The sequence below is a fragment of the Colwellia sp. BRX10-3 genome (assembly GCF_014077505.1).
Lineage (GTDB): Bacteria > Pseudomonadota > Gammaproteobacteria > Enterobacterales > Alteromonadaceae > Cognaticolwellia.
This window is the reverse complement of the sequence record NZ_JACGWA010000001.1, coordinates 1,005,528-1,030,878: the sequence shown is the minus strand read 5'-3', so window position 1 is coordinate 1,030,878 and position 25,351 is coordinate 1,005,528. Positions and strand designations below refer to the sequence as shown.

Here is a 25,351-nt window from a genome sequence, read left to right as displayed (position 1 = left end):
AACTAACTGTTCCTTTGAGGCCTGCTATTGCCTGCACTACGGCTGCGGTTTTGGCCACCATTATGAGGCTTATGACGACGCGGGCGCGGCTTAGGTCTTGGTAAATCGGTCAATAGCGCTTCATGATCATACTTACTTACAGGTAAGGCATGTTCAATATAGCTTTCAATGGCCGGTAAATTAAAGACATATTGCTCACAAGCTAAGCTAATCGCATGTCCAGTAGCGCCGGCTCGGCCTGTACGGCCAATACGATGAACATAATCTTCACAATCATCAGGTAAATCGTAGTTAAATACATGCGTAACGGCTTGGATGTGTAAACCACGTGCCGCAACATCAGTCGCCACTAAAACATCTAACTGGCCAGCGGTAAATTGCTCTAATATTTTCAAACGTTTCTTTTGAATAACATCACCGGTCAGCATGCCAACACGAATATTATCGGCTTCAAGGTGTGCATATATTTTTTCACAAACATGCTTAGTATTGGCAAAAATAATCGCTTTATCAGGCCAATCTTCTTCAATCAGTGTTTGTAATAAAGACATTTTATCTTCGTTAGAAGGATAGAATAGCTCTTCAGAAATTCGAATATTGGTTTTCTGATCTGGTTCTACTTCAACACTGTCAGGGTCGTTCATGTGTTCAAAGGCTAATTCTTTAACACGAAATGATAACGTGGCAGAAAATAGCATACTTAAACGTTCAGTTGCTGCAGGCATTTTGTCAAACATATAACGAATGTCTTTAATAAAGCCTAAATCGAACATGCGATCAGCTTCATCAAGTACCACAACTTCAATATTACTCAGGTTATAAATACCTTGTTTCAAGTAATCTAGTAAGCGACCACATGTGCCGATTAAAATATCAACACCTTGTTCAAGTTCTAAACGTTGGCTTTCGTAACCTTCGCCACCATAAACACATCCAAGGCGCAAGCCGGTACTTTTTGACATTTCAATGGCATCGCGATGAATTTGGATAGCAAGCTCACGGGTTGGCGCCATGATTAAGGCACGCGGTTGATTGTGGCTGACATCTTTTTTCTGTAATAAATGATGGAATGTTGCAGCTAAAAAGGCAATTGTTTTACCTTCGCCAGTTTGTGCTTGACCGGCTATATCTTTGCCTGTCATGAGTATAGGAAGAGACTTTGCTTGAATTTCAGTACAATATTCAAAGCCCATTTTGTCGAGGCCGCTAACTACGGTAGGCTCGAGTTTAAGTTCCGAGAACTTTATTTCTGTTAAGTGTGTTTTTTTCATACCGCTAGCTTAACAGGTTACGCTATTAATAAAAATTAGATTCACATAAAAGCGACAATAAAATGATGGCTTTAGTTGATTTTTAAATAAAATGACCATAACTGTTATATATGATTGTTGGTAATTAATTGTGATGAAGGTATAATCTTAACCAATTGGCGATAGGCCACCTTTAATGGAGATATAAATGAGCGATAAAATTGTTCAGTTAACTGATGATAGTTTTGACACCGATGTAATTAATGCATCTGGTCTTGTTCTAGTTGATTTCTGGGCTGAATGGTGTGGACCATGTAAAATGATCGCGCCGTTGCTAAACGACGTTGCAGAAGAATATGCTGGTAAAGTAACTATCGGTAAATTAAACATCGATCAAAATTCTAACACCCCACCTAAATATGGTATTCGTGGTATTCCTACCTTGTTGCTATTTAAAGATGGTGTTGTCGCTGATACGAAAGTTGGCGCTCTATCAAAAACTCAATTAAAAGAGTTTATTGATAACAATTTATAAAGAAAGGTCCGATTTATCGGACCTTTTTGTTATTTAGCCTTTGATCAATTAAGTGATCCTTTACTGGTTTGCTTTTTAATGCTAAGTTTAACGCTCAAAGAAAAAACATTTCAAAAAAACCATACTCAAACATCCTAAATAGCCAAACGGCACAGCATAACAACCTAAATAGTCTAAGAAACCCCCACTATGAATCTTAACGAACTTAAAGAAAAGTCGATCAGCGAACTGGTTCAGCTTGCAGAATCGATGAAATTAGAGCATTTGGCTCGTAACCGTAAACAAGACATTATTTTTGCTATATTAAAAGCCCACGCTAAAAGTGGCGAAGATATTTTTGGTAGCGGTGTTTTAGAAATTCTACAAGACGGCTTTGGATTTTTACGCTCTGCGGATTCTTCCTATTTAGCAGGCCCTGATGATATTTATGTATCGCCAAGCCAAATACGCCGATTTAGTATGCGTACAGGCGACACCATCACAGGTAAAATTCGTCCACCAAAAGACGGCGAACGATACTTTGCCTTATTGAAAGTTAATGAAGTTAACTTTGACCGTCCAGAAAACTCTCGCAATAAAATTCTTTTTGAAAATCTGACGCCTATTCACCCAACCGACCGTATGACGATGGAACGCGGTAATGGTTCGACTGAAGATATTACAGCGCGTGTATTAGATTTAGCTTCACCGATTGGTAAAGGTCAGCGTGGTTTGATCGTTGCCCCGCCAAAAGCCGGTAAAACCTTGTTGCTACAAAATATTGCCCAAAGTATTGCCCATAATCATCCAGATGCTGAATTGATGGTATTACTTATTGATGAGCGTCCAGAAGAAGTAACAGAAATGCAACGCTTGGTTAAAGGTGAAGTAATAGCTTCAACTTTCGATGAGCCAGCGAATCGTCATGTTCAAGTAGCTGAAATGGTAATTGAAAAAGCAAAACGTTTAGTTGAGCATAAAAAAGATGTAGTTATTTTACTAGATTCAATTACCCGCTTAGCACGTGCTTACAATACGGTTATTCCATCATCAGGTAAAATATTAACTGGTGGTGTTGATGCTAATGCTTTGCATCGTCCAAAACGTTTTTTTGGTGCAGCGCGTAATATTGAAGAAGGTGGTAGCTTAACAATCATAGCAACAGCCCTTGTTGATACCGGATCTAAAATGGATGAAGTTATCTACGAAGAGTTTAAAGGTACAGGTAATATGGAATTACACCTTTCTCGCAAAATAGCTGAAAAACGTGTGTTCCCTGCAATTCACTTTAACCGCAGTGGTACTCGCCGTGAAGAGTTGTTAACTAAGCCTGATGAATTACAAAAAATGTGGATATTACGTAAGATTGTCCATGAAATGGGTGAGATTGACGCGATGGAATTCATGATTGATAAACTGTCAATGACCAAAACCAATGACGAGTTTTTTGATTCAATGAAACGTCAGTAATATTTAGACAAACATTGATTAAAAGTGCCAGCAACTGCTGGCTTTTTTATGCCGACAATATAAGTACTTTTTCATAGCTGTTATAGAATGTGATCTACCCAGTTATACAAAGCAGATTAATTATTCCAATTTATATCATACGAAAACAAAAGAATTGTCATGATATTGCTATCAATTAGGGATTTTCATCTTTCTACCGTTATAATACATGACAAATTTTTGGTCGAATTCTAATATGAAATATAGTGATTTAAGAGACTTTATCGATCAATTAGAGAAATTGGGGCAATTGAAGCGTATTAACCAACCCATTTCTACTAATTTAACCATGACAGAAATCAGCGATCGTACTTTGCGTCAAGCGGGTCCAGCATTATTATTTGAAAACCCAACCGATGAAAATGGCAAGCCACATGGTATGCCTGTGCTAACCAACTTATTTGGGACACCTGAGCGTGTTGCTTTGGCGATGGGGCAAGATAATGTTAAAGCATTGCGCGATGTTGGTAAATTACTAGCCGCATTGAAAGAGCCTGAACCTCCAAAAGGTTTTCGCGATGCCATAAGTAAAATTCCACTGTATAAGCAAGTGCTGAACATGCCGGTTAAAGTCATTAAAAAACCATTATGTCAGCAGGTTGTACTTGAAGGTGATGCGGTTGATTTGACTCAACTTCCTATCCAAAAATGTTGGCCAGGTGATGTTGCCCCTTTGATTACTTGGGGATTAACGGTAACTAAAGGTCCGCATAAAGAACGTCAAAATCTTGGTATTTATCGCAATCAATTATTAGGTCGTAACAAGGTTATTATGCGTTGGTTATCTCACCGTGGCGGCGCGTTAGACTTTCAAGAGTTTAAAAAAGCCTTTCCTGGTGAAAAGTATCCCGTATCTGTTGCCTTAGGCGCCGATCCTGCCACTATTTTAGGTGCGGTTACACCCGTGCCAGATACACTTTCAGAATATGCTTTCGCTGGCTTATTACGCGGGAGTAAAACCGAAGTGGCTAAATGTATTAGTAATGATTTAGAAGTACCAGCCAGCGCTGAAATTGTACTCGAAGGTTATATCGACCCTGATGAGGTAGCGCCAGAAGGACCTTATGGCGACCATACTGGTTATTACAATGAAGTTGATGACTTCCCAGTAATGACGGTAACGCATATTACTCATAGAAAAAATCCTATCTATCACAGTACTTATACCGGACGTCCGCCAGATGAACCAGCAATACTCGGCGTGGCGCTTAACGAAGTGTTTGTGCCTATTTTGCAAAAACAGTTTCCTGAAATTCAAGACTTTTACTTGCCGCCAGAAGGTTGCTCGTATCGTTTAGCCGTAGTGACCATTAAAAAGCAATATGCGGGTCATGCCAAGCGCGTCATGATGGGAGTTTGGTCATTCTTACGTCAATTTATGTATACCAAATTTGTGATTGTTTGTGACGATGATATTAATGCCCGTGATTGGCAAGACGTTATTTGGGCAATGACCACGCGTATGGATCCAAGCCGTGATACGGTGTTAATTGAAAACACACCGATAGATTATTTAGATTTCGCGTCTCCTGTGTCAGGTCTAGGTTCAAAAATGGGCTTAGACGCAACGAATAAATGGCCGGGTGAAACTAATCGTGAATGGGGTGAACCCATTGAAATGACACAAGCGATTAAAGATCAAGTCGATGATATATGGGACGAACTCAATATCTCTAACGACACAAGTAACTCATAAATTATAATACTGCAGCCCCAAATAGCGAGCATGCAGTCATAAGGTACAAAATAAATGAAAGTGATCACATGTCAGGTAGCGTCGTTAACGCCATTAACGGAGCATGTTTATAAGGCGCTTTTAAAGCCGAATATGCCTGTTGATTTTTCTGCCGGACAATATTTAAATTTTGTTATGAGTGACGAAGACAAACGTCCTTTTTCAATAGCTAGTGCCCCTGGCGCTGAGTTTATTGAATTACAAATTGGTGCTTTTGGCTCGGATAGTTATCCGATGCAAGTAATTGAGCACATAAAAGCCAATACTCAAGTAACTATAGAAATGCCCTTTGGCAATGCACAGTTACGCGAAGAAAGTAAACGCCCGCTACTGCTTATTGCTGGTGGTACTGGCTTTTCATACATTAAATCTATGTTTGAATATTTAGCTTTGCAGCATTCTCAGCGAGAAGTATTAGTTTACTGGGGCTTGCGTGAGCCGAGTGCATGCTATGAGCTAGATCAAACCGCCTCGATGATTAATAAATTACCTAATGGTAAATTTATTCCAGTCATTGAAGCGCCAAATGATGACTGGCAAGGTTGCTCAGGCATGGTGCATAAAGTAGTAATGGCAGACGTTAAAAACTTAGTTGATTACGACATTTACCTAGCCGGTCGTTTTGAAATGGTCGCTGCCGTGCGTGGCGACTTTGTTAAGCAGGGTGCACTAATTGAACATATGTATGCTGATGCTTTTGCGTTTATCTAAGCGATAACAGCCAAGTTTTTAGGTGAGATTACTGATATTGGTTAATATTGATCTTGTTGGCTAACATTTTTAAGAGCTGTTTAAATTTACTGTTACGAGCAAACGTTTTATCGTCATAATATTTGATTGTGATGTTTATAAACACTAATGGCCGCTTTCTATTATAACGGCCATTACCTATTTATTTTGCAATCACTTATCGTTACTAATGAAAACTTTAACCCTTGACTGAATTTTACCTAGTGTGACACTAGAAGTGTAAGCTTTAAGGTTACAATGAGCAGAAAATTTGTAAAACTGATTTTCGTTATACACACTAGTTTGTAAACCCATATTCTGATTTATGTCGGTGGTACAGCGAAAAATACAGCCTGTATTATGCGTCCCCACTTATTAGGTTTATCGACTCGTTAAGCTTATATATCAAATTTTTTCGAATACAGTCACTCTCAACTTTCGATCTTCATTTTCATCAGGAAAGTCACACTCACTCGTAAACCTTTCTATCATTTTCAAGGTATTAGAAGATGATTCAACAATCTCAGCATCTGATTGGTCCCATGAAGCGTCATAGCGATGAAACAAGCATATCAACCAACCTCCTGGGCTTAAAAGCTTTGAGCATAGACTGACCAACCGCGCAAAGTCTTGCCCTTTAGGCTGATGATCTGAATAAGGAGATTTATACACTTTTGGGGGAGGATCTAAAATAATACCATCGAACTTCTGGCCATTCTTTATTGCTTTAGGTAAATGTTTATAGATATCACCTTGTATGAAACTACGAGTGCCAAAATCAAGGCCATTCTTTTCGTAGCTTTTTTGGATACGTGGCAACAAATCTTTTGATTTATCCAGGTGAATTGCTGCTTTTGCACCGCCTTTTAAGGCTGCAATACCCAGGCTTCCTGTGAATGAAAATAAGTTCAGAACACGACGGCCATCACTATTTTTAGCTAACCATTGTCGTACTGGGCGAGCGTCTAGATACAAGCCACAATTATGCATAGCATCTGGCAGTAAGCTGTAATATACCCCGTATTCTTTAGTAAATTCTGGTGCGTCGGAAAGGTCGCCGTGCAGCGTAAACATTCTTTGCTTTAACCTCAAACCTACCGATTGGTCTCCTTTAGCCAAAATTAGCGTAAAGGGGAAGCACTTTAATAGTGCATCTTTAATCGCATCAAGCTCTTCACGAATATCATCCTTATACTCAATCAAAGCCATAGCGCCAAACTTTTCAATGACAACACCTTTTGCTCCTTCGGTATAACCATGAAAAATCCGCCAACAATCAAATTCTTTAGATTCATGGAGTGTTTTTCGATCATTCCATGCTTTTTTAATCAGATCTTGCCATTTCTTTGTCAAATTTATGCTCTGCTCGTAAGTATATTTTTAGTCTTGATTATCTGTACTCGTTAACTTATTTGCTAACAAAACCAATACTATCGATTATATGTTTTAAGATTGGACTAATTCCGTAGAAATAGCATTAAAGATTCGTTAAGAATAATGGAAAATTTATTTACAAATGCCTATATATTAAGAAAAAAGCACGTATTTCAGCAAAAGTACGTGCTTTTTTGTATTTATAATTTAGTGTCTATAACAATGAGTATAAATGGCTGTTTGGGTTAGCTAGTTAATCAAAACTAAGTACTGCAGCAAAATACTTATGTATCGAGGTTTGTATCGTTACTTATCTGCTAATAGCTCGAATAATAATTAAGAAAATAAAATTGCCTTACTGGTAGCTAAAGCCATGTTTTCTTAGATTAGCGCCATCAAAGTGACCTACTCTGCAGTAACTAAAGTTGCCGTTACTGCTAGAAAACCTAAGTTTTATCTTTGCCAGTAGTGGCATTTTTAATTCGATAAAGTTGGCGAAAAACCAAAAGTTAATAATAGTCTAACTCTGCATTAGCTAAGTAACCGTTTGCCAAAAATACAAAGTCGTCAATTGAGCCATTTAAATTACTCGCGGAAATAAATATGTGCGCGCCAAGTGCTTGATGCAATACCTCACTATGATGTAAAAAAGCGGCCAATGGCCCTTTTAATACTTTGCCATCTTTCAAAACATAAGGCTCAAAATTTATTATTCCTTGTTCCATTGTCAGCAACTGCAACTTAATACAATAGTGAATAAGCGGCTTTTGCTCGTGGATCATACGGTTTGCTAATCGCAAAGATATACTCGTTGCTATTGTGTCTATCGAGGTTAGTTTGATACCAACGTAATTTAGCTCTTCACGGGTTATACCAACCGTATTTGTTACGCTATGTATGTTACGAATTTGCTGCCAATTAAACTGCCAACGACCAAGACGATGATGAAAAGTTAATGTTTCAGGTGCCACTATTAAGCTATAGCTAGGTTCAGTCAGTTTTAGTAATCCGATAAACATAGCAACTAAACAAGCGAGTATCATAAACATTAAGGGAAAGCGCGCTTGTTGCCAATAATAGCGGCATAGCCACACCACAATGAATAAAGCTATAACACCGGTTAAAGTAATAAATAAGCCATGATGACGGGCGATAGCCTTTATTTTTATTGTCTTATTATTTTTTGTCATAGTTTTTTTGCTTTAACAACTGCCCCACATAATGGAGGGAATATTAATTTTATTTAATATTTGTGTATAATTTTTTGATTAGTATATACTCTGCGCGTTTTCGCTACGAAGCAATAAATTTGTAGTAATGGGTATTCATCAACAAAGTAAAAGGTAGGATAAAATGACTAAGAATAAAGTAAAAAAACATCTGCAAAATCAAAATGGTTGTGAATTTGGCCGAGGCGTAATTAAAGATAATTTTTTCGCGGCTGTGGTAACGTCAAAGTTGTTTAAACAACAAATAATTGCGGCTAAAAAAGGTAAGGGTGCTTATCAAAGAACACAAAAGCATAAAGGACAAGAGTCCTATTTAATAGCGGTTTAACCCCTAGGGTGTAACCATTATTAAATAGGGCTTTAAGCTTTATTTGTCAAATTTCTACGCGTGAATTTTTCTCAGTACTTGATTGGCCCGATCTAAATGACCTTGTTGTTCAAGTACGAGTGAAAAAGCCAGTAAATCGACTTTATCGTAGGACTTATCTTCAAGATTAACTAAACTATTAAAGGCTTTTTCTGCCAGCGGCCATTGTTGAGAAGCCATAGCAAAATGAGCAACCAATGACAGCCAAAGCGCATTATGTGGCTCGCTATGCAAATGTTTTTGTGCTGCTGCCATAAGCCTGTCGTCTTGAGTAATAGGTAAGGTTCTTACCGCTTTTAACAGACTAATCGCATTACCTTTTTTTATTACAGGTAATAATAACTTTGCTAAGGGTTCGTTAACTTGGTTTTCTGCTAACACCTGACAATAAGCAAGCACAACCGTTTCTGATTGTTTAATTTTCTTCGGGAGTTGCTGCCAATATTCTAGCAAAGCATTTTTATCTTGTTGCTTAATTTGACTATTAAAGGCGCCATAAAACGCTTGTTGCTGCCATAGCGTGATAGTTTGTGTGGAAATAGATTTTTGTTTTTGCGCCGTATTCAGCTGTTTTATGACATAGTCAAAACGCTGCTCAACTAAGCTCAATTCAATTTCTAATCTTAGTAGGCGTGCATCATGACCAATATGCTTATGGTATTCATCAATTACAGTGCGTGCTTGTTGATAATTCTGCTGACCTATCAGTAATTTTATTTTAATTAACACGGCTTCTAAACCAGCTTCTTTAAAGGTGTTAGTGGTTTGTTCTAGCAGGCCTAAATAGTGATCAGTGTTTGGTTTTAATGCTTGTTTTTGCGCAGCATCAGCAGCAACAAGGTAAGCGATATGCTCAAAAGTGGACGCATCGGCAGATTTAGCTAATAAATGTTCTGCTTGTTTATAATCACCCAACACATAGGCTGCAATGCCTTTGTTAAAGTCTTTAAGTGCTCGTCGTCGACTGGCAAAAGCAATTTTATTCCAAGCCGCGAAACTAAAACTAATTCCGCCACGGAAAAACTTAATGGTAAGTGCTAATGCGAGGAAGCACAAAGCCAGCGTTATGATCGCCGTAATCACGGTTGATTCAATAGCGAAGTCACCAATTGAGACCAAAATGTAGCCTTTTTCTCCAATTAACATCGGCGTTATAACGACTACAACAAGAAATAAAGTCAGCAATAATAAGATTCGTTTCATTATAAATCCTCACCTTGCTCAGTGCTTGTTGGCTCGTCTTCAGATGTTTTCGGCATTTCTTCAATACTATTTAAGTTTTTTAAATTGGATGTTACAGGTTGAGTATTATCTGATAATAACTGTCGGATTGTTTTTAACGCGGCAAGCTTATTTGGATAAACAACGTTAATCTTAGCTGATTTTAACGAGTCGATAGTTTTGATGAAATTTTGATTTTCCAATGTTGTCATATCAAAATAATCATTTAGCCAACCCTGAATATCGTTCAGCGATTGCAAATAAATTTTGTTGTTAGCTTTACTTGCAGCCCAAATGGCGGTTTGTAATTTCAGACTGAGATTTTCGCGTAAATTTTGTTGAAATTGTGGCGACATTAAAGGTTCAATATTACCTGTTCTGCGGGTAATAGTGAAAAATTCAGTAGTAAACTTACGCCATGTTTTGGCCAAGTTTTCGCGCCAATCACCAGCGTTATCTGTTAACTCAAGTGTGGATTCATTTTCACTAATTTCTGGAATTTCAAAGATCGCTAGTGGTAATTGTTTGACTTGTTGATCAAGTGTCATCAACTTTAAAATAACGTTATCAGTTGCTAGTTTAGGTAGTGATTGTAGCTTGGCGATATCTTGCTGAATTATTTGGCGTAATGCTAAAAATTGCGGGTCATTTAATTCCTGTATACGTAAGTCAGCGTCATTCAGTAAACTAATAGCGGTGGCTGTTTCTTTTTCTAGCCACAAGCTTCTTGAAGCCACTCGAATAAGATATTCCGCTTCTTGCAACAACCAATCACTGGGTTGATTTTTACCTAAACTCTCAATTTGCTGTTGAAGTTGTGCAATAGTTTCACTGTTAGTTTTTTCAAGATTATCACGTTGTGCTAGGCTTCTACGTAGCGCATTTATTTCATTAGCACTGGCTTGTTTACTTTGCGAAAACTGCTGAGCAATGCTCTGTTTATTCCGTAAAATTTGTTGAGCTACCTGCTGCTGATTCTCAACTAATTGACGTTTTACAATATCATTTAGTTGCAAGCTATATTGTGCTTTTTGCTGTTCACTCCAATAATAATGACCGGCACTGGCAGCAATAGCTAATAGGGCAATAATTAATGCAACAACAGCTATTTTAGAAATTTTATTTTTACCTTTTTTGGCATTAGCTGCTGTACTTTTGTCTGGTGGGGTTATAGTCCCAGCAGTAGTCGACTTATTTACTGTGGTGGAAGTAGTATTTTTCAAAGGTACTGTGCTCTTATCAGAGTTGTTGTTCGATGATGGCTTAGTTTCGTTTTTGTTATCTGAAGCAGCTGCCTTTACTTTATTTTGAGCTTTGTCTTGAGTATGTTCTGAAGTTTTTTCAGTTGCGGCAGATTTATTCGAAGGCGTTTCTAGCGGTGAGCTAATGTTAATTGAAGCAGACAAGCCTGCTTGTTTTTCAACATGGCTGTTGTCAGCCGAAGTATCATCAGGTTTTGTTTGATCGGGTTTTTTTTTATCGCTCATGAACTGATCCTATCTTACATGTTGGCGCTACGCACACTGAATTTATTAGGTTAATATGCTGTTTATATAACTTGGTATTACTTAATCTTGGTCACAGGCAAGCGCATTAATAATGGCTTTGGTACTGGCGCCATTAGCATTTATTATTCGGCTAATACCCATCTCTTCTGCTTTGATGGCAATTCTATTACTCGCCACAACCCACAGACATTGTTCTTGCCAGTAACTGTCTGACTCTTTTATTAAGTTTACTATGAATTCTAATAAAGCGTTACTAGTGATTAAGATACAATTTATCTGCTGTTGATGCCATGTTTTGATGACATCAAGTGAGTAATTTCGCCAAACGCGTCGATAACTTTCAAAATAATGCACAGATGCACCACGGCTTCGTAAATCTTCAGCGATAAGTTCTCGACCGCCATCACCGCGCACAATCATCACTTCTTTTGCTTGTACATTTTGAAGTGGCGCTAGTGCTAACAAGCCTTCGCTGTCATGTTTTATAGGAACTAAAGCGCTTACGCCCAAGGTTTTCAATACTTGTTGAGTCGCACTACCAACCGCAATTATTTCTTGAGTAGGCCATAATGATATGGGCATGAGTTTGTTGGCAAACTCTACTGCAGCAACGCTAATAAATATCACGATAGGGCAAGTAAGTTGGCTTTGTAGTGTCTGTAATTGCTCAAGATCAGCACCATCTTGATAATCAAAACAGGGTTGGCAATAGCTCTTGTAACCCTGTTCTTGCAGGCAATTTTGCAGATCGCGTCCAGATTTTTCAGGGCGCGTGATTAGTAACTTAAGTTTATGCTTGCTCATATACCTGGCGTAGAATTTTGTCAGCGCCTTTTGCCAATAGTTGCTCGGCTAGTTGGTTACCTAGTTGTTCTGCTTCACTGATGTTGCCGCGAACTTCACTGGTTAATATTTCGCTGCCATCAATAGCTCCAACTAAGCCACGTAAGTAAATTTGTTGATTTTCAAGTACGGCATAACTGCCAATAGGGACCTGACAACCACCTTCAAGGGCACGATTCATGGCACGTTCAGCGATAACACGAATACGCGTTTCCTCACAACCTAGTGGAGCTAATAATGCTTTGATAGTGGTATCATCATCGCGACATTCGATGCCAACAGCACCTTGCCCATTTGCCGGTAACATAACCTCTGGAGCAATATATTCGCGAATGCGTTCTGGCATTGCTAAGCGAATAAGGCCAGCTGCGGCTAAAATAATCGCGTCATATTCACCATTGTCGAGCTTCTTAAGGCGGGTGTTTACGTTGCCACGCAGATCGCGAATTGTTAAATCGGGGCGCATGGCTTTAATTTGACATTGACGACGTAAACTTGAAGTACCCACCACTGCGCCTTGAGGTAAGTCGGCCAAACTATTAATGGTATTAGAGACAAAAGCATCACGGGGGTCTTCGCGCGGGCAGATAATTTCTAAGCCTAAACCTTCTGGAAACTCAACTGGCACGTCTTTCATGGAATGCACGGCAATATCAGCACGATTTTCTAACATGGCTACTTCAAGTTCTTTAACAAACAAGCCTTTGCCGCCTACTTTTGCGAGCGGCGTATCGAGAATAATGTCACCTTTGGTGGTCATTGGCACTAATTCAACATTGATGTTCGGATGAAAATGTTCAAGTTGCGCCTTAACATATTCTGCTTGCCACAGTGCTAGGGCACTTTTTCGCGTTGCAATTCGTACGGTTTGATGCGTCATTTAAATTACCTTAATTAATATTTATTGCGCAGAAAGGGCAATGGTTTCATCTGCTTGTTTACTGACCGCGTCGGATAAAAATTGCCATAGCTCACTGCCACCGCGTTTATCAAACCACTGGTCATTTTCGAAATGAAAGTGATGGCCGTTAAATTTCGTTGCTACCCAAATTTCATGCAAGGGCGCTTGCTTGTTAATGATGATTTTACTGGCATTTTTAAATGTGAGGGTTAACATTCCACCAACACCTTCATAATCGATATCGTAACCGCAATTTTCGATGGCTTCTTCTACCGCAAGTAAGATGTTTTCTGCGGCTAAATTGTATTGACTATCATTCATTAACTGTTCCTTTATACCTACGCTTTAAGATTGTTTAATCTTTGCTTGGTAATTGTTGGTCAAGGGATTATAAAACGTCTATCATGGGAAAAAAATCGAATAAATCCATTATGCGTAAACAAATTGTAATTATTTTCTTCAGTTTGCTTAGTTTAGCAATTATAACAGGCTGTGGCATTAAAGGTCCTTTATACCAAACTCCTGAACAACAGCAAGAGAACTTACCGAAAACAAGCCAAGAAACTGATAAAATCACTGATAAAACCAGTTTAGAACATTAGGAAGAACGGCATTGGACTTTTTTAATCGTAAACAACATTCATTATACGCCGAACAATGTCCGGTCTCTGAATTAGCAAAGCAATACGGTACACCGCTTTATATATATTCTCGAGCCACAATTGAGCGCCATTGGCATGCTTTTGACCAAGCGGCTGGAGAGCGACCACATCTTGTTTGTTATGCCGTTAAAGCCAATAGTAATTTAGCTGTGCTAAATGTTATGGCCCGCCTAGGTTCGGGCTTTGATATTGTCTCTAAAGGCGAGTTGATGCGGGTTATTGAAGCCGGCGGCGATCCGAAAAAAGTGGTTTTTTCAGGCGTGGGTAAAACCTCAGACGAAATTGCTTACGCACTAAACCTTGATATTTACTGCTTTAATGTTGAATCGGCAGCAGAATTAGCTCGTATTCAATCGGTTGCGCAAGGACTAAATAAAATTGCGCCTATTTCATTGCGAGTAAATCCTGATGTTGATGCCGGCACACATCCTTATATTTCAACCGGTTTAAAAGAAAATAAATTTGGTATCAGCATTGAGCAAGCACCTAAGCTCTATCAATATGCGATGACATTATCGCATATCAATATTCAAGGTGTTGATTGTCATATTGGTTCACAGTTAACCGAGATTTTACCGTTTTTAGATGCCCTAGATCGGGTGTTAAAGTTAGTGGATGAACTAGCCGAACAAGGTATTGTACTCTCGCATATCGATGTTGGTGGTGGTTTGGGTGTTTGTTACGATGATGAACAACCACCTCATCCTAAAGAATACGCTGAAGCTATTGCACAGAAGTTAATTGGTCGTGATCTAACACTTATTTATGAACCTGGCCGAGCTGTGATGGCTAATGCGGGTGTTTTAGTAACTGAAGTTGAATACATCAAAGTGAGTGAAGACCGTAATTTTGCCATTGTTGATGCGGCAATGAATGATTTGATAAGACCGGCATTATATCAAGCTTGGCAAGCTATTATTCCTGTTGAGCAACGTGATGATGTGGCCAGTGCGCAATACGATGTGGTTGGCCCCATATGTGAAACTGGAGATTTTCTAGGTAAGGATCGCACGTTGGCGATAAGTCCCGGCGATTTGCTTGCTATTCGCAGTGCCGGTGCTTATGGCTTTACCATGAGTTCAAATTACAATAGTCGACCACGTGCCGCTGAAGTTATGGTTGACGGCAGTGAGAGTTATTTAGTTAGAAAACGCGAAACCTTAAGCCAATTGTGGCAAGGTGAAAGCTTGTTACCTTTATAGTGTGAGATTAGGTGTAGATGTTAGTAAATTTTTCTAAAATGCACGGTTTAGGTAACGACTTCCTCGTGCTTGATAACGTGACACAAAATGTTTTTTTGTCGAATGAGCAAATCAAGCTACTCGCCGATAGAAATTTTGGTGTTGGCTTTGATCAAGTGCTGGTTGTTGAACCTCCGTATGATCCTGATTTAGACTTTCATTACCGCATTTTTAACGCCGATGGCAGTGAAGTGGGGCAATGTGGTAATGGTGCGCGTTGCTTTGCAAAATTTGTGCGCTTAAAAGGCTTAACTAATAAACATAAAATTAAGGTTTCAACGCAATCGGGCAAAATGACCTTATTTATTGAGCGCGACGGTAATGTTTCGGTCAATATGCCGGTACCGCAATTTGAGCCGGCGAAAATTCCGTTTACCGCGCAAAAAGCCGAAGGCACTTATATTCTACGTAGTGAAGACGAAACCGTACTTTGTGGCGTGGTTTCAATGGGTAATCCGCACTGTGTTTTAACGGTAGATGATGTTAAAGCAGCGCCAGTAGCCGTGTTGGGCGAAGCTTTGTCACTGCATGAACGTTTTCCTCAACAAGCAAATATTAGTTTTATGGAAGTAGTGTCACCCGAATATATTAAACTACGTGTTTATGAACGAGGCGCAGCTGAAACACTGGCCTGTGGTAGTGGCGCCTGTGCAGCGGTTGTTGTCGGCCAAATGCAGAAGAAATTGAATCGACAAGTGTTAGTCGATTTACCTGGGGGGCAATTGAAAATTTTTTGGAAAGGCCCTGGAAATTCAGTCAAAATGACAGGTCCCGCCGTGCATGTGTTCGATGGGCAAATAAACTTATGAATCAAGACAAAAATAAATCTATGCAATCAAGTGATCAAAACCTAATGTCAGATGACAAAATAAAATTAACTGATGAATTAATCGTTAGCTATCTGCAAGAGTATCCTGAGTTTTTTAATCGTCAAGCTGAGTTTGTAACTAGCTTGAGGCTACCTGATCATCAACGTGGCACTATCTCTTTAGTTGAGCGCCAATTGTCACAGCAGCGCCAAAAAATTCACAATTTGGAAGAAGAAATCACCCAATTAATGGTGATAGCAAATCAAAATGAGCAATTGTTTACTTTATATAGCGACCTATATCTTCGCTTACTTGATTGCACGACCGCAGCAGAATTACTTGATTGTTTGCATCAGGCAACCACTCAATTATTGTCATTAGACGCTTTGAAATTATGGTTAGTAAAGCCAACAGATATTAAGCATAGTTCTTTAATCAGTCATGATTGCGCTGAAATCATTGAAAATCGATTAAGTAAAGATGACTATTACTTTGGGCGCTTACAACAAAGCGAACAAGAATTAATATTTGCTGAACCTTCTACAGGTTCAGTAGTTTTAGTGCGACTTACTCATAATCAAGAAGATGTTGGTTTTTTAGCGATTAGTAGCCAAGATGCTAAACATTTTGATCCACGTATGGATACTTTATTATTAAGCCAATTTAAAAAATTGGTAGCAAAACTTTTACATCAACATCTTTTCTAGGTGAAAACATTGTGAGATTTTATCGCAGACTATTGCCTTTTGATGCCATTAGCTTTGATTTAGATGACACTTTATATAGTAACCAACCGATCATGTTGGCGACCGATGCGCAGATGATCATTTATTTTAAACGCATTTTCAGCGATTATGGTCTTGATAGTAGTTTATACACTTTTGATTTTCGTTTTTGGTGGCCTTTTCGTCAGCAAGTTATTGCACAAACTCCTATGCTCAAGCATGACATTGGCCTGTTGCGAGAAAAAAGCTATTACCTAGGGGCACTTTCGCTAGGTTTACCGAGTACTGATGCCCAGTCAGTTGCCGATTTGGCGTTAGGTTATTTTGTTGAGCAGCGCAGTAATTTCACTTTGCCGCAACAAACTCACGATCTTTTAAGCTATCTGAAGCGCAGAGTGCCATTGGTGGCGATCACTAACGGTAATGTTGATACGAACAAAATCGGGATCGCCAAGTATTTTAGCGCACACTTTAATGCCTCTACTGAGCATAAATTAAAACCTGACCGCGATATGTTTGATAAAGCTTGTATGGCTTTACAACTTCGCTCTTCGCAGCTACTCCATGTTGGTGACTGTGGTAAAAATGATGTGTTTGGCGCTATTAATGCTGGCTGTCAAACGGCTTGGTTAAACCCATATAAAGTCGGTAAACCTTTGAAAATACTACCCACCCTTGCGCTTGATAATATTGAGCAACTCGCAAAAATATTGCCCTAAATTTTATACTTGTTTATTTAAATTGAAAAACCCATCCTTGATATAATTTAATTGCTTACTTGGAATAAGGATAGCGTTATCAAAATAGTGCTGAACTTGTTATGATAGCGGCATATTTTTGTTTTTGATTTTACCTTGCTATGGATGTTTCTGAATTACTTGAATCGTTGAACGATAAACAACGAGATGTTGTCGCCGCACCACTACAAAATATGTTGGTACTTGCCGGCGCAGGAAGTGGTAAAACGCGAGTTTTAGTGCAGCGTATTGCCTGGTTAATGAAGGTTGAGCAAGCATCACCCCATAGTATCTTAGCCGTTACCTTTACCAATAAAGCTGCGGCAGAAATGCGAGCCCGCGTTGAGCAAACTGTAGACGGCAATGTGCACGGGATGTGGGTTGGCACTTTCCACGGTTTAGCGCATCGTTTATTGCGCATGCATTTTCAAGAAGCCAAGTTGCCACAGACCTTCCAAGTGCTTGATTCTGATGACCAACTTCGTATGGTTAAACGTATTGTTCGCTCATTAGAACTTGATGAAAAACGTTGGCCACCCAAGCAATTTCTATGGTATATCAATGGTAAAAAAGATGAGGGCTTACGCCCACAGCATATTGATACCCAACATGATGTTACCGAAGAAACTTTTGTTAAAGTGTATCGGGTTTACCAAGACACTTGTGATCGTGCAGGCTTAGTCGACTTCGCTGAACTATTACTGCGAGCTCATGAGCTTTGGTTAAATAATCCTGAGTTGTTAGCCCATTATCAGCAACGCTTTGCCCATGTGTTAGTCGATGAATTTCAAGATACTAACGCTATTCAATATGCTTGGTTAAACTTGTTAGGCAAGAAAAGCGGCAATGTCATGATTGTTGGTGACGATGACCAATCTATTTATGGCTGGCGTGGCGCAAAAATTGAAAATATTCAACGCTTTTTACAAGATTTTGATAGCGCAAAAACGATTAAACTTGAGCAAAATTATCGCTCATCTGCCAATATTCTTAATGCAGCAAATCAGCTTATTGGAAACAATAACAATCGTTTAGGTAAAGATTTATGGACCGAAGACGATGCTGGCGAAAAAATCTCCATTTATACCGCATTTAATGAAATTGACGAAGCGCGATTTATTGCCGGACGTATTGCTGACTGGCGAAATAAAGACGGTTCACTGGATGATGTTGCTATTTTATATCGTAGTAATGCGCAATCACGCTTAATGGAAGAAGCGTTAATTCAAGCGAAATTACCTTACAAAATTTATGGTGGTTTACGATTTTTTGAACGTCAAGAAATTAAAGATGCGCTGGCTTACTTACGTTTATTAAACAACCGTGATGACGATGCAGCATTTGAGCGAATTATTAATACGCCAACCCGTGGTATTGGCAATCAAACACTGAGTTTAGTGCGCGATGGTGCTAGAAGCTTGGAATGTACTTTGTGGCAAGCATGTCAGCATATGGTTCAGAATAAGGAACTTAAAGGTCGTAGTGCCAAGGTTATTCAGCAATTTATTAATGTTATTGATCAATTAGAAGATGACTCAAGCCAGTTGAATCTTGATCAGCAAGCAAACTATGTGATTCAGCACTCAGGTCTAAAGGCAATGTATCAAGCCGAAAAAGGTGAACGTGCTGAAGCCCGTATAGAAAACTTAAATGAGCTGGTAACGGCTTGTCAAACCTTCGAGGTGGATCCAGAACTTGAAGAAGAGCAAAGCCCACTGACAGCATTTTTAACTCATGCAGCTCTAGAATCAGGTGAATCGCAAGCCGATGATTTTGAATCTGCTGTGCAGTTAATGACCATGCATTCGGCTAAAGGATTAGAGTTTCCACTGGTTTTTATTGCTGGATTAGAAGAAGGCATGTTCCCTTCGCAGCAGTCGGTTGAAGATATTAGTCGTTTAGAAGAAGAGCGACGTTTATGTTATGTCGGCATGACACGCGCCATGCAGAAGTTATATTTATGCCATGCAGAAAGTCGTCGATTGTATGGACAGGAAAAAAATCACAAGGCAAGTCGCTTTTTAAGAGAGCTACCAGAAGCCTGTACGGAAGAAATACGCATGCAAAATCAAGTGAAGAAGCCAGTAACCACTGGGAAGTTTTCATCAGCTCTAACCTTAGAGACCTTTGGTAATTCAGGTTTTAAATTAGGCCAAAATGTTCGCCATAAAAAGTTTGGTGATGGTGTGGTATTAAACTACGAAGGTAGTGGTCCACAAAGCCGCATTCAAGTGAATTTTGCTGATGTTGGTTGTAAATGGCTAGTGGTTGCTTATGCAAATTTAGAAACACTGTAATAAATTTTATAAGGGCATATTAATGTCGAGAGGCATGTACTTACATGGATGTAAGTACATAGGTTAAGTCTGAAACAAAAAAACTGATTGTTCGTTAACGCGCAAGAATGTACTAATGCCTCAATAGACAGGAGGCCTGAGCGAGACCAGCACATAACAGGCTTCTTAACTCGACTATCGCTAAGGTATTACTATTTTTCTTGCTTGTTTTCTAGCCTTTACTGAATCAAAACTGAATATTGCCAAGGCGGTCCAGAGACAGGCAAATGTGATCAATTTGGCAAAATATAATGGCTCTTGATAATAAAATGTTGCCAAGATAAACATAATACTTGGGCCAATGTACTGGAAAAACCCTAACGCAGATAAAGTCATGCGTTTTGTGGCTGCGGTAAAGCATAGCAAAGGAGCTGTTGTGACAATACCAGCACAAACCAAGAGCATATTTAATGACATGACGTTGTCTAACATATTGGTGGTACTAGTTTTTAAAAACAATAACCAATAAATTAAGGCTATTGGTAGCATCATAAGAGATTCTATAAGTAAGCCTACGAATGAGTCTAAAGGCATTTTTTTTCGCAATAAGCCATAAGTACCAAAAGTGGCGGCTAATGCTAAAGAAATCATCGGTAGCGATCCAACCATAAAGAGTTGAATCATAACTCCTACAAACGCTAATCCAACAGCAAATAGCTGCCAAGGCCTTAAGCGTTCACCTAAAAATATAACCCCTAATGCGACACTGAAAAGTGGATTAATGTAATAGCCTAAGCTGGCATCTAGTAAATGATCATTGTTGACCGCCCAAATGAACATAAACCAATTTACCGCTAAAAATGTTGCAGATATTGTTAGCTGCATCACTATTTTAGGCTGTGAAATAGTATCAACAAAATTGCGCCACCTTTTGGTGAGCAACACAATCAACAGTAATAAAACAGTAGACCAGACAATACGATGTACTAGAATTTCATCCGCATTAATATGATCTATCAGTTTAAAATATAATGGGGCAATACCCCACATTGTATAGGCACTAATAGCGAAAATAATACCACCACGTAGGGCCGTTTTTTCAGTCGTTGGCATGGAATAAACTTGCAGGCTAGGATTGCTAAAGAATGCTAATAATAGCATTAATCATTTAAACAACCTATCGACAAGTGCAAAGGTAGAAGTGATTTTTACTTGAATATAGCGTTTTATATTCAAGTTTTAGGGTACTTTTCATCTTAAGTCATCTGTACAAATTTTTAACCTAATCTCGTAAACGCGCTTTTTTTGTTTTGATAAGCTAGAAATAACAATGAAATTTCCACTATATTGAAAATAAATCTCCGCACAAAGGCGTTACTACGGTAAAATGTTGGTTGATTTCATCCAATGAAGATTGTCTGTTGCAAGCCATTTCCCCCACGACATTAATTGAAGCACTGAAACATCATTTTGGTTATCAGGCGTTTCGTTCTGGCCAAGAAGAAATTATTAATCATGCGCTGCAGGGCCGAGATAGCTTAGTGTTAATGCCAACAGGCGGCGGAAAATCAATGTGCTATCAGTTGCCAGCAACCTTAATGCCCGGTGTTACTATTGTTGTTTCGCCATTAATCGCGTTAATGAAAGATCAAGTGGATGGTTTAGTTAGACAAGGTATTTCAGCCGCTTATGTTAATTCGTCACTTGATACTGAGACCATAAATGATATTTTTCGACGCTTAGGCCAAGGTGAAATAAAGCTACTTTATGTCGCCCCTGAACGTTTAAAAAATTATTATTTTATTCAAGGTTTATCGCAACTACAAATCAGTCTTTTTGCTATTGATGAAGCTCACTGTATATCGCAATGGGGGCACGACTTTCGCCCGGCATACACGCAATTACATTTACTAAAGCATAATTTCCCTCATGTACCTGTTATGGCACTAACCGCAACTGCGGATGTGACAACTCGACGAGATATTTTGCAACAATTAGCCTTGCATGACCCTTATATTCACCTTGATAGCTTTGATCGGCCTAATATTCGCTTTACCTTGGCTGAGAAATATCAGGGAGAGCAACAAATTATTGGTTATATCAACAAGCGCAAAGATGAATGCGGCATTATTTATTGCAATAGTCGCTGGCAGGTTGAAAAGCTAGCAAAACGCTTAGCAGAAACGGGTATCAATTGTGCGGCTTATCATGCCGGGTTAGAGTCTGAAATTCGTAATATTATTCAAGATAAATTTGCTAAAGATGATGTGCAAATTGTTGTGGCAACTGTGGCTTTTGGGCTCGGTATTAATAAATCCAACGTGCGTTTTGTTATTCATTATGAGCCACCAAGAACACTAGAGTCGTACTACCAAGAAATAGGCCGTGCAGGCCGAGATGGTTTACCGGCAGAAGCGCTTTTTCTTTATGATGAAAAAGATGCTGAACGCATAAGTAAACGTATAGGGGAAGGTGAAAACGAACAACGCGTTAATGTTGAATTACAGCGTTTTCAAGCGATGCGAGGCTTTGTTGATGCGCAAACTTGTCGACGTAGAGTGGTATTAAATTACTTTGCAGAGTTTACTGAAAAAAGTTGTGGTAACTGTGATATTTGCTTAGACCCACCGAGTCAATTTGATGCGACTCAGGCAGCGCAAAAAGTACTGTCTTGTGTTTATCGTATCGAGGAAAATGGTGATGTTGAGCATGTCGTCGCGGTTTTACGTGCTGAACACAATGAGAAAATCATCCAATTTGGTCATGATAAAGTCTCGACTTTTGGCATCGGCAGAGACAAAACGCCCGGTTATTGGTTTTCAATCGTGCGGCAATTAATTCATTTAGGTTATTTACAACAAGATATCGCAGCCCAGTCTAACTTATGTCTTACACAAGCGGCCGGTGTTGTTCTGAAAGGAAAGCAGCCGCTGATGTTGGCCGCGCCTCGCTTACAAAAAGCCAGCTATTGGCAACGTAATAAACGTGAAAAAGTTTATGATAGAGCATTATTTGCTAAGCTGAGATCGTTACGTAAAGAAATAGCTCGGCTTGAAGATATAGCGCCGTTTATCGTTTTCAACGATGCAACATTATCTGAGTTAGCACGAGTAAAACCTTTAACTTCAAGGCAAATGCTCAATGTCAGTGGTATTGGTGACACCAAACTCGCACGTTATGGTGAACCGTTTCTATCTTTGATTAAACAGCATCAAAGCTAGCAAGTTTAATAATAAATAGAGACAAAAAAAGCGCCTAATAGCGCTTTTTTTTAAAATAACGGATTAAGGTTATTTAAGGCCTGCGTAATATGCTGAGATGTTTGCAATATCTTCTTCAGATAATGCCATAGCCATTGGCGCCATTACTGGATCTTTACGGTTGCCCGATTTAAAATCTTTTAATTGTTTAGCCAAATAAGCTTCTTTCTGGCCAGCAAGATTTGGATACATAGGAACAGCGGAAATACCAGCAGCACCGTGACAAGCTGCACACATAGCAGATTTAGCTTTACCGGCAGCTGCGTCGCCAGCGAATGCAGGTGAAGCCATCATAAGAGTAGCAGCAACGGCTAAAGTAAGTTTTTTCATAGATATTATCTCTCTTTGGTAAAATTTTTAAAGGATCCTCACTTGATTATATGTAAAAAGTATACTGTTGTCGTTGCTTTTTTTAGGATCGTATCGGTATGAAAAATTATCCAATATTTTTCTGCCCTAGCACACGTTTTAAACAATTATTTTCATTTACGTAAACTAAGAAGAAAGTCGTATGCCATTAACAAATAATATAGAAATTATTAACGTCGAGGAAATAAACTCAACAACATTACAATTGAGCTTTAATCTTGATTGGACAATGGATGATAAAGCGGCAATTATTGATCACCTTTTACTAAGTACAGCTGCAAAAGTATTAGAGGTGTTACAGGGTGCTGACCTGTATGGTTTAAGAATAAAGTTTGGCGTATATGAGTTTTTATTAAACTTCGAAGAATATAGTCATGCTTGTTGGCTTGAGTGTCTTACAGATCAGGATATGCAAGGATTACAGGAGATTAAGCTGCTTTTATCATAAAGTGCAACCGGTTTAGTCCTAGATTGATTTTAGGTTAAGTCATTATTTAACATCGACGTGGCTATTAATGAGCTTACTCATTAATAGCCTATTATTTAATGAAAATTGACAGGAAGTGACGCAAAGTGATGGAAAAAATTCTAATCAGTAGTTGTTTCTTAGGCAATAAAGTTAGATATGACGGTGGTGACAATCTATTAGTTAATTCTACGCTTAAGCGCTGGAAAGAGGAAAATCGCTTAGTGGTTATTTGTCCTGAACTAGCCGGAGGATTAAGTACACCAAGAGCACCGGCAGAGATTCAAGTTATTGGCGAAAAAATAAGGGTTAAAACGATTACAGCTCAGGATGTAACAGGCGCTTTTCAAGCTGGGGAAAATCAGGCGTTATTACTTTGCCAAAAACATAGTATTCGTTATGCCTTGCTCAAAGAGTCTAGTCCGTCATGTGGTAGTTCAAATATCTATAATGGTGAGTTTAGTCAACAGAAAATAGCAGGGCAAGGTGTTACGACTGCAGTTTTGCGAGCAAACGGTATAAAAGTATTTTCAGAAAAAAATTTGCAGGTATTAGTTAATGAGCTTATAAGAAGTTAATGACCTAATTATTAGCAACTTTAACATGATTCGTTTGGCTATTAGTATTATCGCTAAGCAGTGCACGAGTTTGGTTTATAATATTATTAGCACTTGTAGCGACATTATAATCGCTAACACCAATACTGAGGGTTATTTGTGGTAAACGAGTACCTGATTTGCTGGTGATAAATCTTAATTTCTCTACGCTTTGTCGAATTTTTTCAGCAACCTCTCCAGCAATCATACGCTTAACATCAGGTAGTAATATCAAAAACTCATCACCGCCAGATCGTATTGGCAAGCCACTTTCATCAACATAATTACTGACTTTTTGGGCTATTTTTTTCAGTAATACATCGCTGATTAAGGGACCTAAGCTTGCATTCATCTGAGAAAATTGATCAATATTAATAACGATTGCCGCGACCTGTTTATTTGGATCATCAGACAACCAAAGCTCTAAATGCTTCGTCATGGCTTTACGATTATATAGTCCGGTTAAAGGGTCTAAATAAATTTCTTTTTTTACATCGTCTAATTCTGAACGTAATACTTCTGTTGATTTTTGTGACAAGAGAAGTTGCTCAGCGAGTTTTTCTTGTTCAAGTTTGAAGTGCTGAGTCGTTTGGCGTATTTGTTTAATTGCGGTCAATATTTCGTGTTTATCAGTAGACTTTAAACTGGCAATATTATTGTCTAATTGAGTCATTAGACGCCTTGTGCAAAGGGAAGATTTTTTACTGTTGGCTTGCAAGTCGATTAATACTTCATCGAGATCGTCAATTAACTCGCCTCTAAAGGCGCTTTGCCCTAAAACATATTGTTTATATACTTCTTCTAAAAAGAAGTTATCAAGTTTTTTGCCGGTGGCTAACTGTTTTTCAATCGTGGCATTAAGCAGTTTTGAGTGTTTATTAAGATAGCCGTAACTTACCGCGTAATTAATAGGCGTCGCAGGTATATGCCATAACTGCAATTGTTTTATGGCGGCGTGCATTTTTTGTTCTGCTTGTTCTATGGAATCATGGTACTTCACTATTCCAACCTTTCACCTACGGTATTCGCT

At 38.8% G+C, this 25,351-nt stretch carries 25 protein-coding genes; 14 read left to right on the top strand and 11 right to left on the bottom strand.

Features of this window, described 5'->3' with window-relative positions:
* Positions 1-2: 2 nt before the first annotated feature.
* A complete protein-coding gene (gene rhlB, locus H4J38_RS04560) occupies positions 3-1,271 on the bottom strand; it encodes an ATP-dependent RNA helicase RhlB (RefSeq protein WP_182129830.1) in 1,269 nt (422 codons plus the stop codon).
* A 187-nt stretch (positions 1,272-1,458) separates the two neighbouring features.
* Between rhlB and trxA the strand changes: the two genes are divergently transcribed.
* The 4 genes from trxA to fre all read left to right on the top strand — a co-directional run bounded on the left by trxA (position 1,459) and on the right by fre (position 5,719).
* Positions 1,459-1,785 carry a thioredoxin TrxA gene (trxA, locus tag H4J38_RS04555; protein ID WP_182129829.1) on the top strand — a complete coding sequence of 109 codons (327 nt, stop codon included), beginning with the start codon at positions 1,459-1,461 and terminating at the stop codon, positions 1,783-1,785.
* A gap of 189 nt (positions 1,786-1,974) precedes the next feature.
* Positions 1,975-3,234, top strand: coding sequence for a transcription termination factor Rho (gene rho, locus H4J38_RS04550; RefSeq protein WP_182129827.1), 1,260 nt, complete (start codon positions 1,975-1,977; stop codon positions 3,232-3,234).
* Between the two features lie 235 nt (positions 3,235-3,469).
* Positions 3,470-4,969: a 4-hydroxy-3-polyprenylbenzoate decarboxylase gene (gene ubiD / locus H4J38_RS04545; protein ID WP_182129825.1), complete on the top strand. Its 1,500-nt coding sequence runs from the start codon at positions 3,470-3,472 to the stop codon at positions 4,967-4,969.
* Between the two features lie 54 nt (positions 4,970-5,023).
* Positions 5,024-5,719 carry an NAD(P)H-flavin reductase gene (gene fre / locus H4J38_RS04540; RefSeq protein ID WP_182129823.1) on the top strand — a complete coding sequence of 232 codons (696 nt, stop codon included), beginning with the start codon at positions 5,024-5,026 and terminating at the stop codon, positions 5,717-5,719.
* 423 nt (positions 5,720-6,142) lie between these two features.
* Here the strand turns inward: fre and H4J38_RS04535 are convergent, their stop codons facing one another.
* Positions 6,143-7,090: a class I SAM-dependent methyltransferase gene (locus tag H4J38_RS04535; RefSeq protein ID WP_182129821.1), complete on the bottom strand. Its 948-nt coding sequence runs from the start codon at positions 7,088-7,090 to the stop codon at positions 6,143-6,145.
* Positions 7,091-7,620: 530 nt separating this feature from the next.
* Positions 7,621-8,301, bottom strand: coding sequence for a DUF2982 domain-containing protein (locus H4J38_RS04530; protein ID WP_182129819.1), 681 nt, complete (start codon positions 8,299-8,301; stop codon positions 7,621-7,623).
* 163 nt (positions 8,302-8,464) lie between these two features.
* On the opposite strand from H4J38_RS04530, the gene arfA reads away from it, so the two are divergent.
* Positions 8,465-8,668: an alternative ribosome rescue factor ArfA gene (gene arfA / locus H4J38_RS04525; protein ID WP_182129817.1), complete on the top strand. Its 204-nt coding sequence runs from the start codon at positions 8,465-8,467 to the stop codon at positions 8,666-8,668.
* 54 nt (positions 8,669-8,722) lie between these two features.
* On the opposite strand, the gene H4J38_RS04520 is transcribed toward arfA, so the two are convergent.
* The 5 genes from H4J38_RS04520 to cyaY all read right to left on the bottom strand — a co-directional run bounded on the left by H4J38_RS04520 (position 8,723) and on the right by cyaY (position 13,501).
* Positions 8,723-9,910 (bottom strand): heme biosynthesis HemY N-terminal domain-containing protein, encoded by a 1,188-nt coding sequence (locus tag H4J38_RS04520; RefSeq protein WP_182129815.1) that lies wholly within the window; start codon positions 9,908-9,910, stop codon positions 8,723-8,725.
* A complete protein-coding gene (locus tag H4J38_RS04515) occupies positions 9,910-11,415 on the bottom strand; it encodes a uroporphyrinogen-III C-methyltransferase (protein ID WP_182129813.1) in 1,506 nt (501 codons plus the stop codon). Before H4J38_RS04515 ends, H4J38_RS04520 begins: the two co-directional genes overlap by 1 nt.
* A gap of 81 nt (positions 11,416-11,496) precedes the next feature.
* Entirely contained in the window at positions 11,497-12,240 is a 744-nt protein-coding gene (locus H4J38_RS04510) for a uroporphyrinogen-III synthase (RefSeq protein WP_182129811.1), read from the bottom strand.
* On the bottom strand, positions 12,227-13,159 hold the full coding sequence (gene hemC, locus H4J38_RS04505) for a hydroxymethylbilane synthase (protein ID WP_182129809.1): 933 nt from the start codon (positions 13,157-13,159) through the stop codon (positions 12,227-12,229). The genes H4J38_RS04510 and hemC overlap by 14 nt, the downstream gene beginning before the upstream one ends.
* Before the next feature lie 21 nt (positions 13,160-13,180).
* On the bottom strand, positions 13,181-13,501 hold the full coding sequence (gene cyaY, locus H4J38_RS04500) for an iron donor protein CyaY (RefSeq protein ID WP_182129807.1): 321 nt from the start codon (positions 13,499-13,501) through the stop codon (positions 13,181-13,183).
* A 110-nt stretch (positions 13,502-13,611) separates the two neighbouring features.
* On the opposite strand from cyaY, the gene H4J38_RS04495 reads away from it, so the two are divergent.
* The 6 genes from H4J38_RS04495 (at position 13,612) to uvrD (ending at position 19,651) form a co-directional block, all read left to right on the top strand.
* Positions 13,612-13,782, top strand: a complete 171-nt coding sequence (locus tag H4J38_RS04495; RefSeq protein WP_182129805.1) for an LPS translocon maturation chaperone LptM — start codon at positions 13,612-13,614, stop codon at positions 13,780-13,782.
* Between the two features lie 11 nt (positions 13,783-13,793).
* Positions 13,794-15,044, top strand: a complete 1,251-nt coding sequence (gene lysA, locus H4J38_RS04490; RefSeq protein WP_182129803.1) for a diaminopimelate decarboxylase — start codon at positions 13,794-13,796, stop codon at positions 15,042-15,044.
* 17 nt (positions 15,045-15,061) lie between these two features.
* Positions 15,062-15,892: a diaminopimelate epimerase gene (dapF, locus tag H4J38_RS04485; RefSeq protein WP_182129801.1), complete on the top strand. Its 831-nt coding sequence runs from the start codon at positions 15,062-15,064 to the stop codon at positions 15,890-15,892.
* On the top strand, positions 15,889-16,599 hold the full coding sequence (locus tag H4J38_RS04480; protein ID WP_259365382.1) for a DUF484 family protein: 711 nt from the start codon (positions 15,889-15,891) through the stop codon (positions 16,597-16,599). Before dapF ends, H4J38_RS04480 begins: the two co-directional genes overlap by 4 nt.
* Positions 16,600-16,610: 11 nt before the next feature.
* The gene (locus H4J38_RS04475) at positions 16,611-17,336 is read left to right on the top strand and encodes an HAD-IA family hydrolase (protein ID WP_182129799.1); all 726 of its coding nucleotides are present in this window, start codon (positions 16,611-16,613) and stop codon (positions 17,334-17,336) included.
* A 140-nt stretch (positions 17,337-17,476) separates the two neighbouring features.
* A complete protein-coding gene (gene uvrD / locus H4J38_RS04470; protein WP_182129797.1) occupies positions 17,477-19,651 on the top strand; it encodes a DNA helicase II in 2,175 nt (724 codons plus the stop codon).
* A 180-nt stretch (positions 19,652-19,831) separates the two neighbouring features.
* On the opposite strand, the gene rarD is transcribed toward uvrD, so the two are convergent.
* Positions 19,832-20,743, bottom strand: coding sequence for an EamA family transporter RarD (gene rarD, locus H4J38_RS04465; protein ID WP_182130159.1), 912 nt, complete (start codon positions 20,741-20,743; stop codon positions 19,832-19,834).
* Positions 20,744-21,027: 284 nt separating this feature from the next.
* Here rarD and recQ point away from each other — a divergent pair, with 284 nt between their 5' ends.
* Entirely contained in the window at positions 21,028-22,851 is a 1,824-nt protein-coding gene (gene recQ / locus H4J38_RS04460) for a DNA helicase RecQ (RefSeq protein ID WP_310733446.1), read from the top strand.
* A gap of 69 nt (positions 22,852-22,920) precedes the next feature.
* Here the strand turns inward: recQ and H4J38_RS04455 are convergent, their stop codons facing one another.
* A complete protein-coding gene (locus tag H4J38_RS04455; protein WP_182129795.1) occupies positions 22,921-23,220 on the bottom strand; it encodes a cytochrome c in 300 nt (99 codons plus the stop codon).
* 181 nt (positions 23,221-23,401) lie between these two features.
* Between H4J38_RS04455 and H4J38_RS04450 the strand changes: the two genes are divergently transcribed.
* Positions 23,402-23,707 carry a DUF3630 family protein gene (locus tag H4J38_RS04450; RefSeq protein ID WP_182129793.1) on the top strand — a complete coding sequence of 102 codons (306 nt, stop codon included), beginning with the start codon at positions 23,402-23,404 and terminating at the stop codon, positions 23,705-23,707.
* 128 nt (positions 23,708-23,835) lie between these two features.
* On the top strand, positions 23,836-24,303 hold the full coding sequence (locus H4J38_RS04445; RefSeq protein WP_182129791.1) for a DUF523 domain-containing protein: 468 nt from the start codon (positions 23,836-23,838) through the stop codon (positions 24,301-24,303).
* A gap of 4 nt (positions 24,304-24,307) precedes the next feature.
* Here H4J38_RS04445 and H4J38_RS04440 read toward each other — a convergent pair whose 3' ends face one another.
* A complete protein-coding gene (locus H4J38_RS04440) occupies positions 24,308-25,321 on the bottom strand; it encodes a GGDEF domain-containing protein (protein ID WP_182129789.1) in 1,014 nt (337 codons plus the stop codon).
* Positions 25,322-25,351 lie beyond the last annotated feature (30 nt).

Coding starts and splice junctions, on each gene's coding strand:
- rhlB (WP_182129830.1), bottom strand. CDS start 1,271: ATGAAAAAAACACACTTAACAGAAATAAAGTTCTCGGAACTTAAACTC.
- trxA (WP_182129829.1), top strand. CDS start 1,459: ATGAGCGATAAAATTGTTCAGTTAACTGATGATAGTTTTGACACCGAT.
- rho (WP_182129827.1), top strand. CDS start 1,975: ATGAATCTTAACGAACTTAAAGAAAAGTCGATCAGCGAACTGGTTCAG.
- ubiD (WP_182129825.1), top strand. CDS start 3,470: ATGAAATATAGTGATTTAAGAGACTTTATCGATCAATTAGAGAAATTG.
- fre (WP_182129823.1), top strand. CDS start 5,024: ATGAAAGTGATCACATGTCAGGTAGCGTCGTTAACGCCATTAACGGAG.
- H4J38_RS04530 (WP_182129819.1), bottom strand. CDS start 8,301: ATGACAAAAAATAATAAGACAATAAAAATAAAGGCTATCGCCCGTCAT.
- arfA (WP_182129817.1), top strand. CDS start 8,465: ATGACTAAGAATAAAGTAAAAAAACATCTGCAAAATCAAAATGGTTGT.
- H4J38_RS04520 (WP_182129815.1), bottom strand. CDS start 9,910: ATGAAACGAATCTTATTATTGCTGACTTTATTTCTTGTTGTAGTCGTT.
- H4J38_RS04515 (WP_182129813.1), bottom strand. CDS start 11,415: ATGAGCGATAAAAAAAAACCCGATCAAACAAAACCTGATGATACTTCG.
- H4J38_RS04510 (WP_182129811.1), bottom strand. CDS start 12,240: ATGAGCAAGCATAAACTTAAGTTACTAATCACGCGCCCTGAAAAATCT.
- hemC (WP_182129809.1), bottom strand. CDS start 13,159: ATGACGCATCAAACCGTACGAATTGCAACGCGAAAAAGTGCCCTAGCA.
- cyaY (WP_182129807.1), bottom strand. CDS start 13,501: ATGAATGATAGTCAATACAATTTAGCCGCAGAAAACATCTTACTTGCG.
- H4J38_RS04495 (WP_182129805.1), top strand. CDS start 13,612: ATGCGTAAACAAATTGTAATTATTTTCTTCAGTTTGCTTAGTTTAGCA.
- dapF (WP_182129801.1), top strand. CDS start 15,062: ATGTTAGTAAATTTTTCTAAAATGCACGGTTTAGGTAACGACTTCCTC.
- H4J38_RS04480 (WP_259365382.1), top strand. CDS start 15,889: ATGAATCAAGACAAAAATAAATCTATGCAATCAAGTGATCAAAACCTA.
- uvrD (WP_182129797.1), top strand. CDS start 17,477: ATGGATGTTTCTGAATTACTTGAATCGTTGAACGATAAACAACGAGAT.
- rarD (WP_182130159.1), bottom strand. CDS start 20,743: ATGCCAACGACTGAAAAAACGGCCCTACGTGGTGGTATTATTTTCGCT.
- H4J38_RS04455 (WP_182129795.1), bottom strand. CDS start 23,220: ATGAAAAAACTTACTTTAGCCGTTGCTGCTACTCTTATGATGGCTTCA.
- H4J38_RS04450 (WP_182129793.1), top strand. CDS start 23,402: ATGCCATTAACAAATAATATAGAAATTATTAACGTCGAGGAAATAAAC.
- H4J38_RS04445 (WP_182129791.1), top strand. CDS start 23,836: ATGGAAAAAATTCTAATCAGTAGTTGTTTCTTAGGCAATAAAGTTAGA.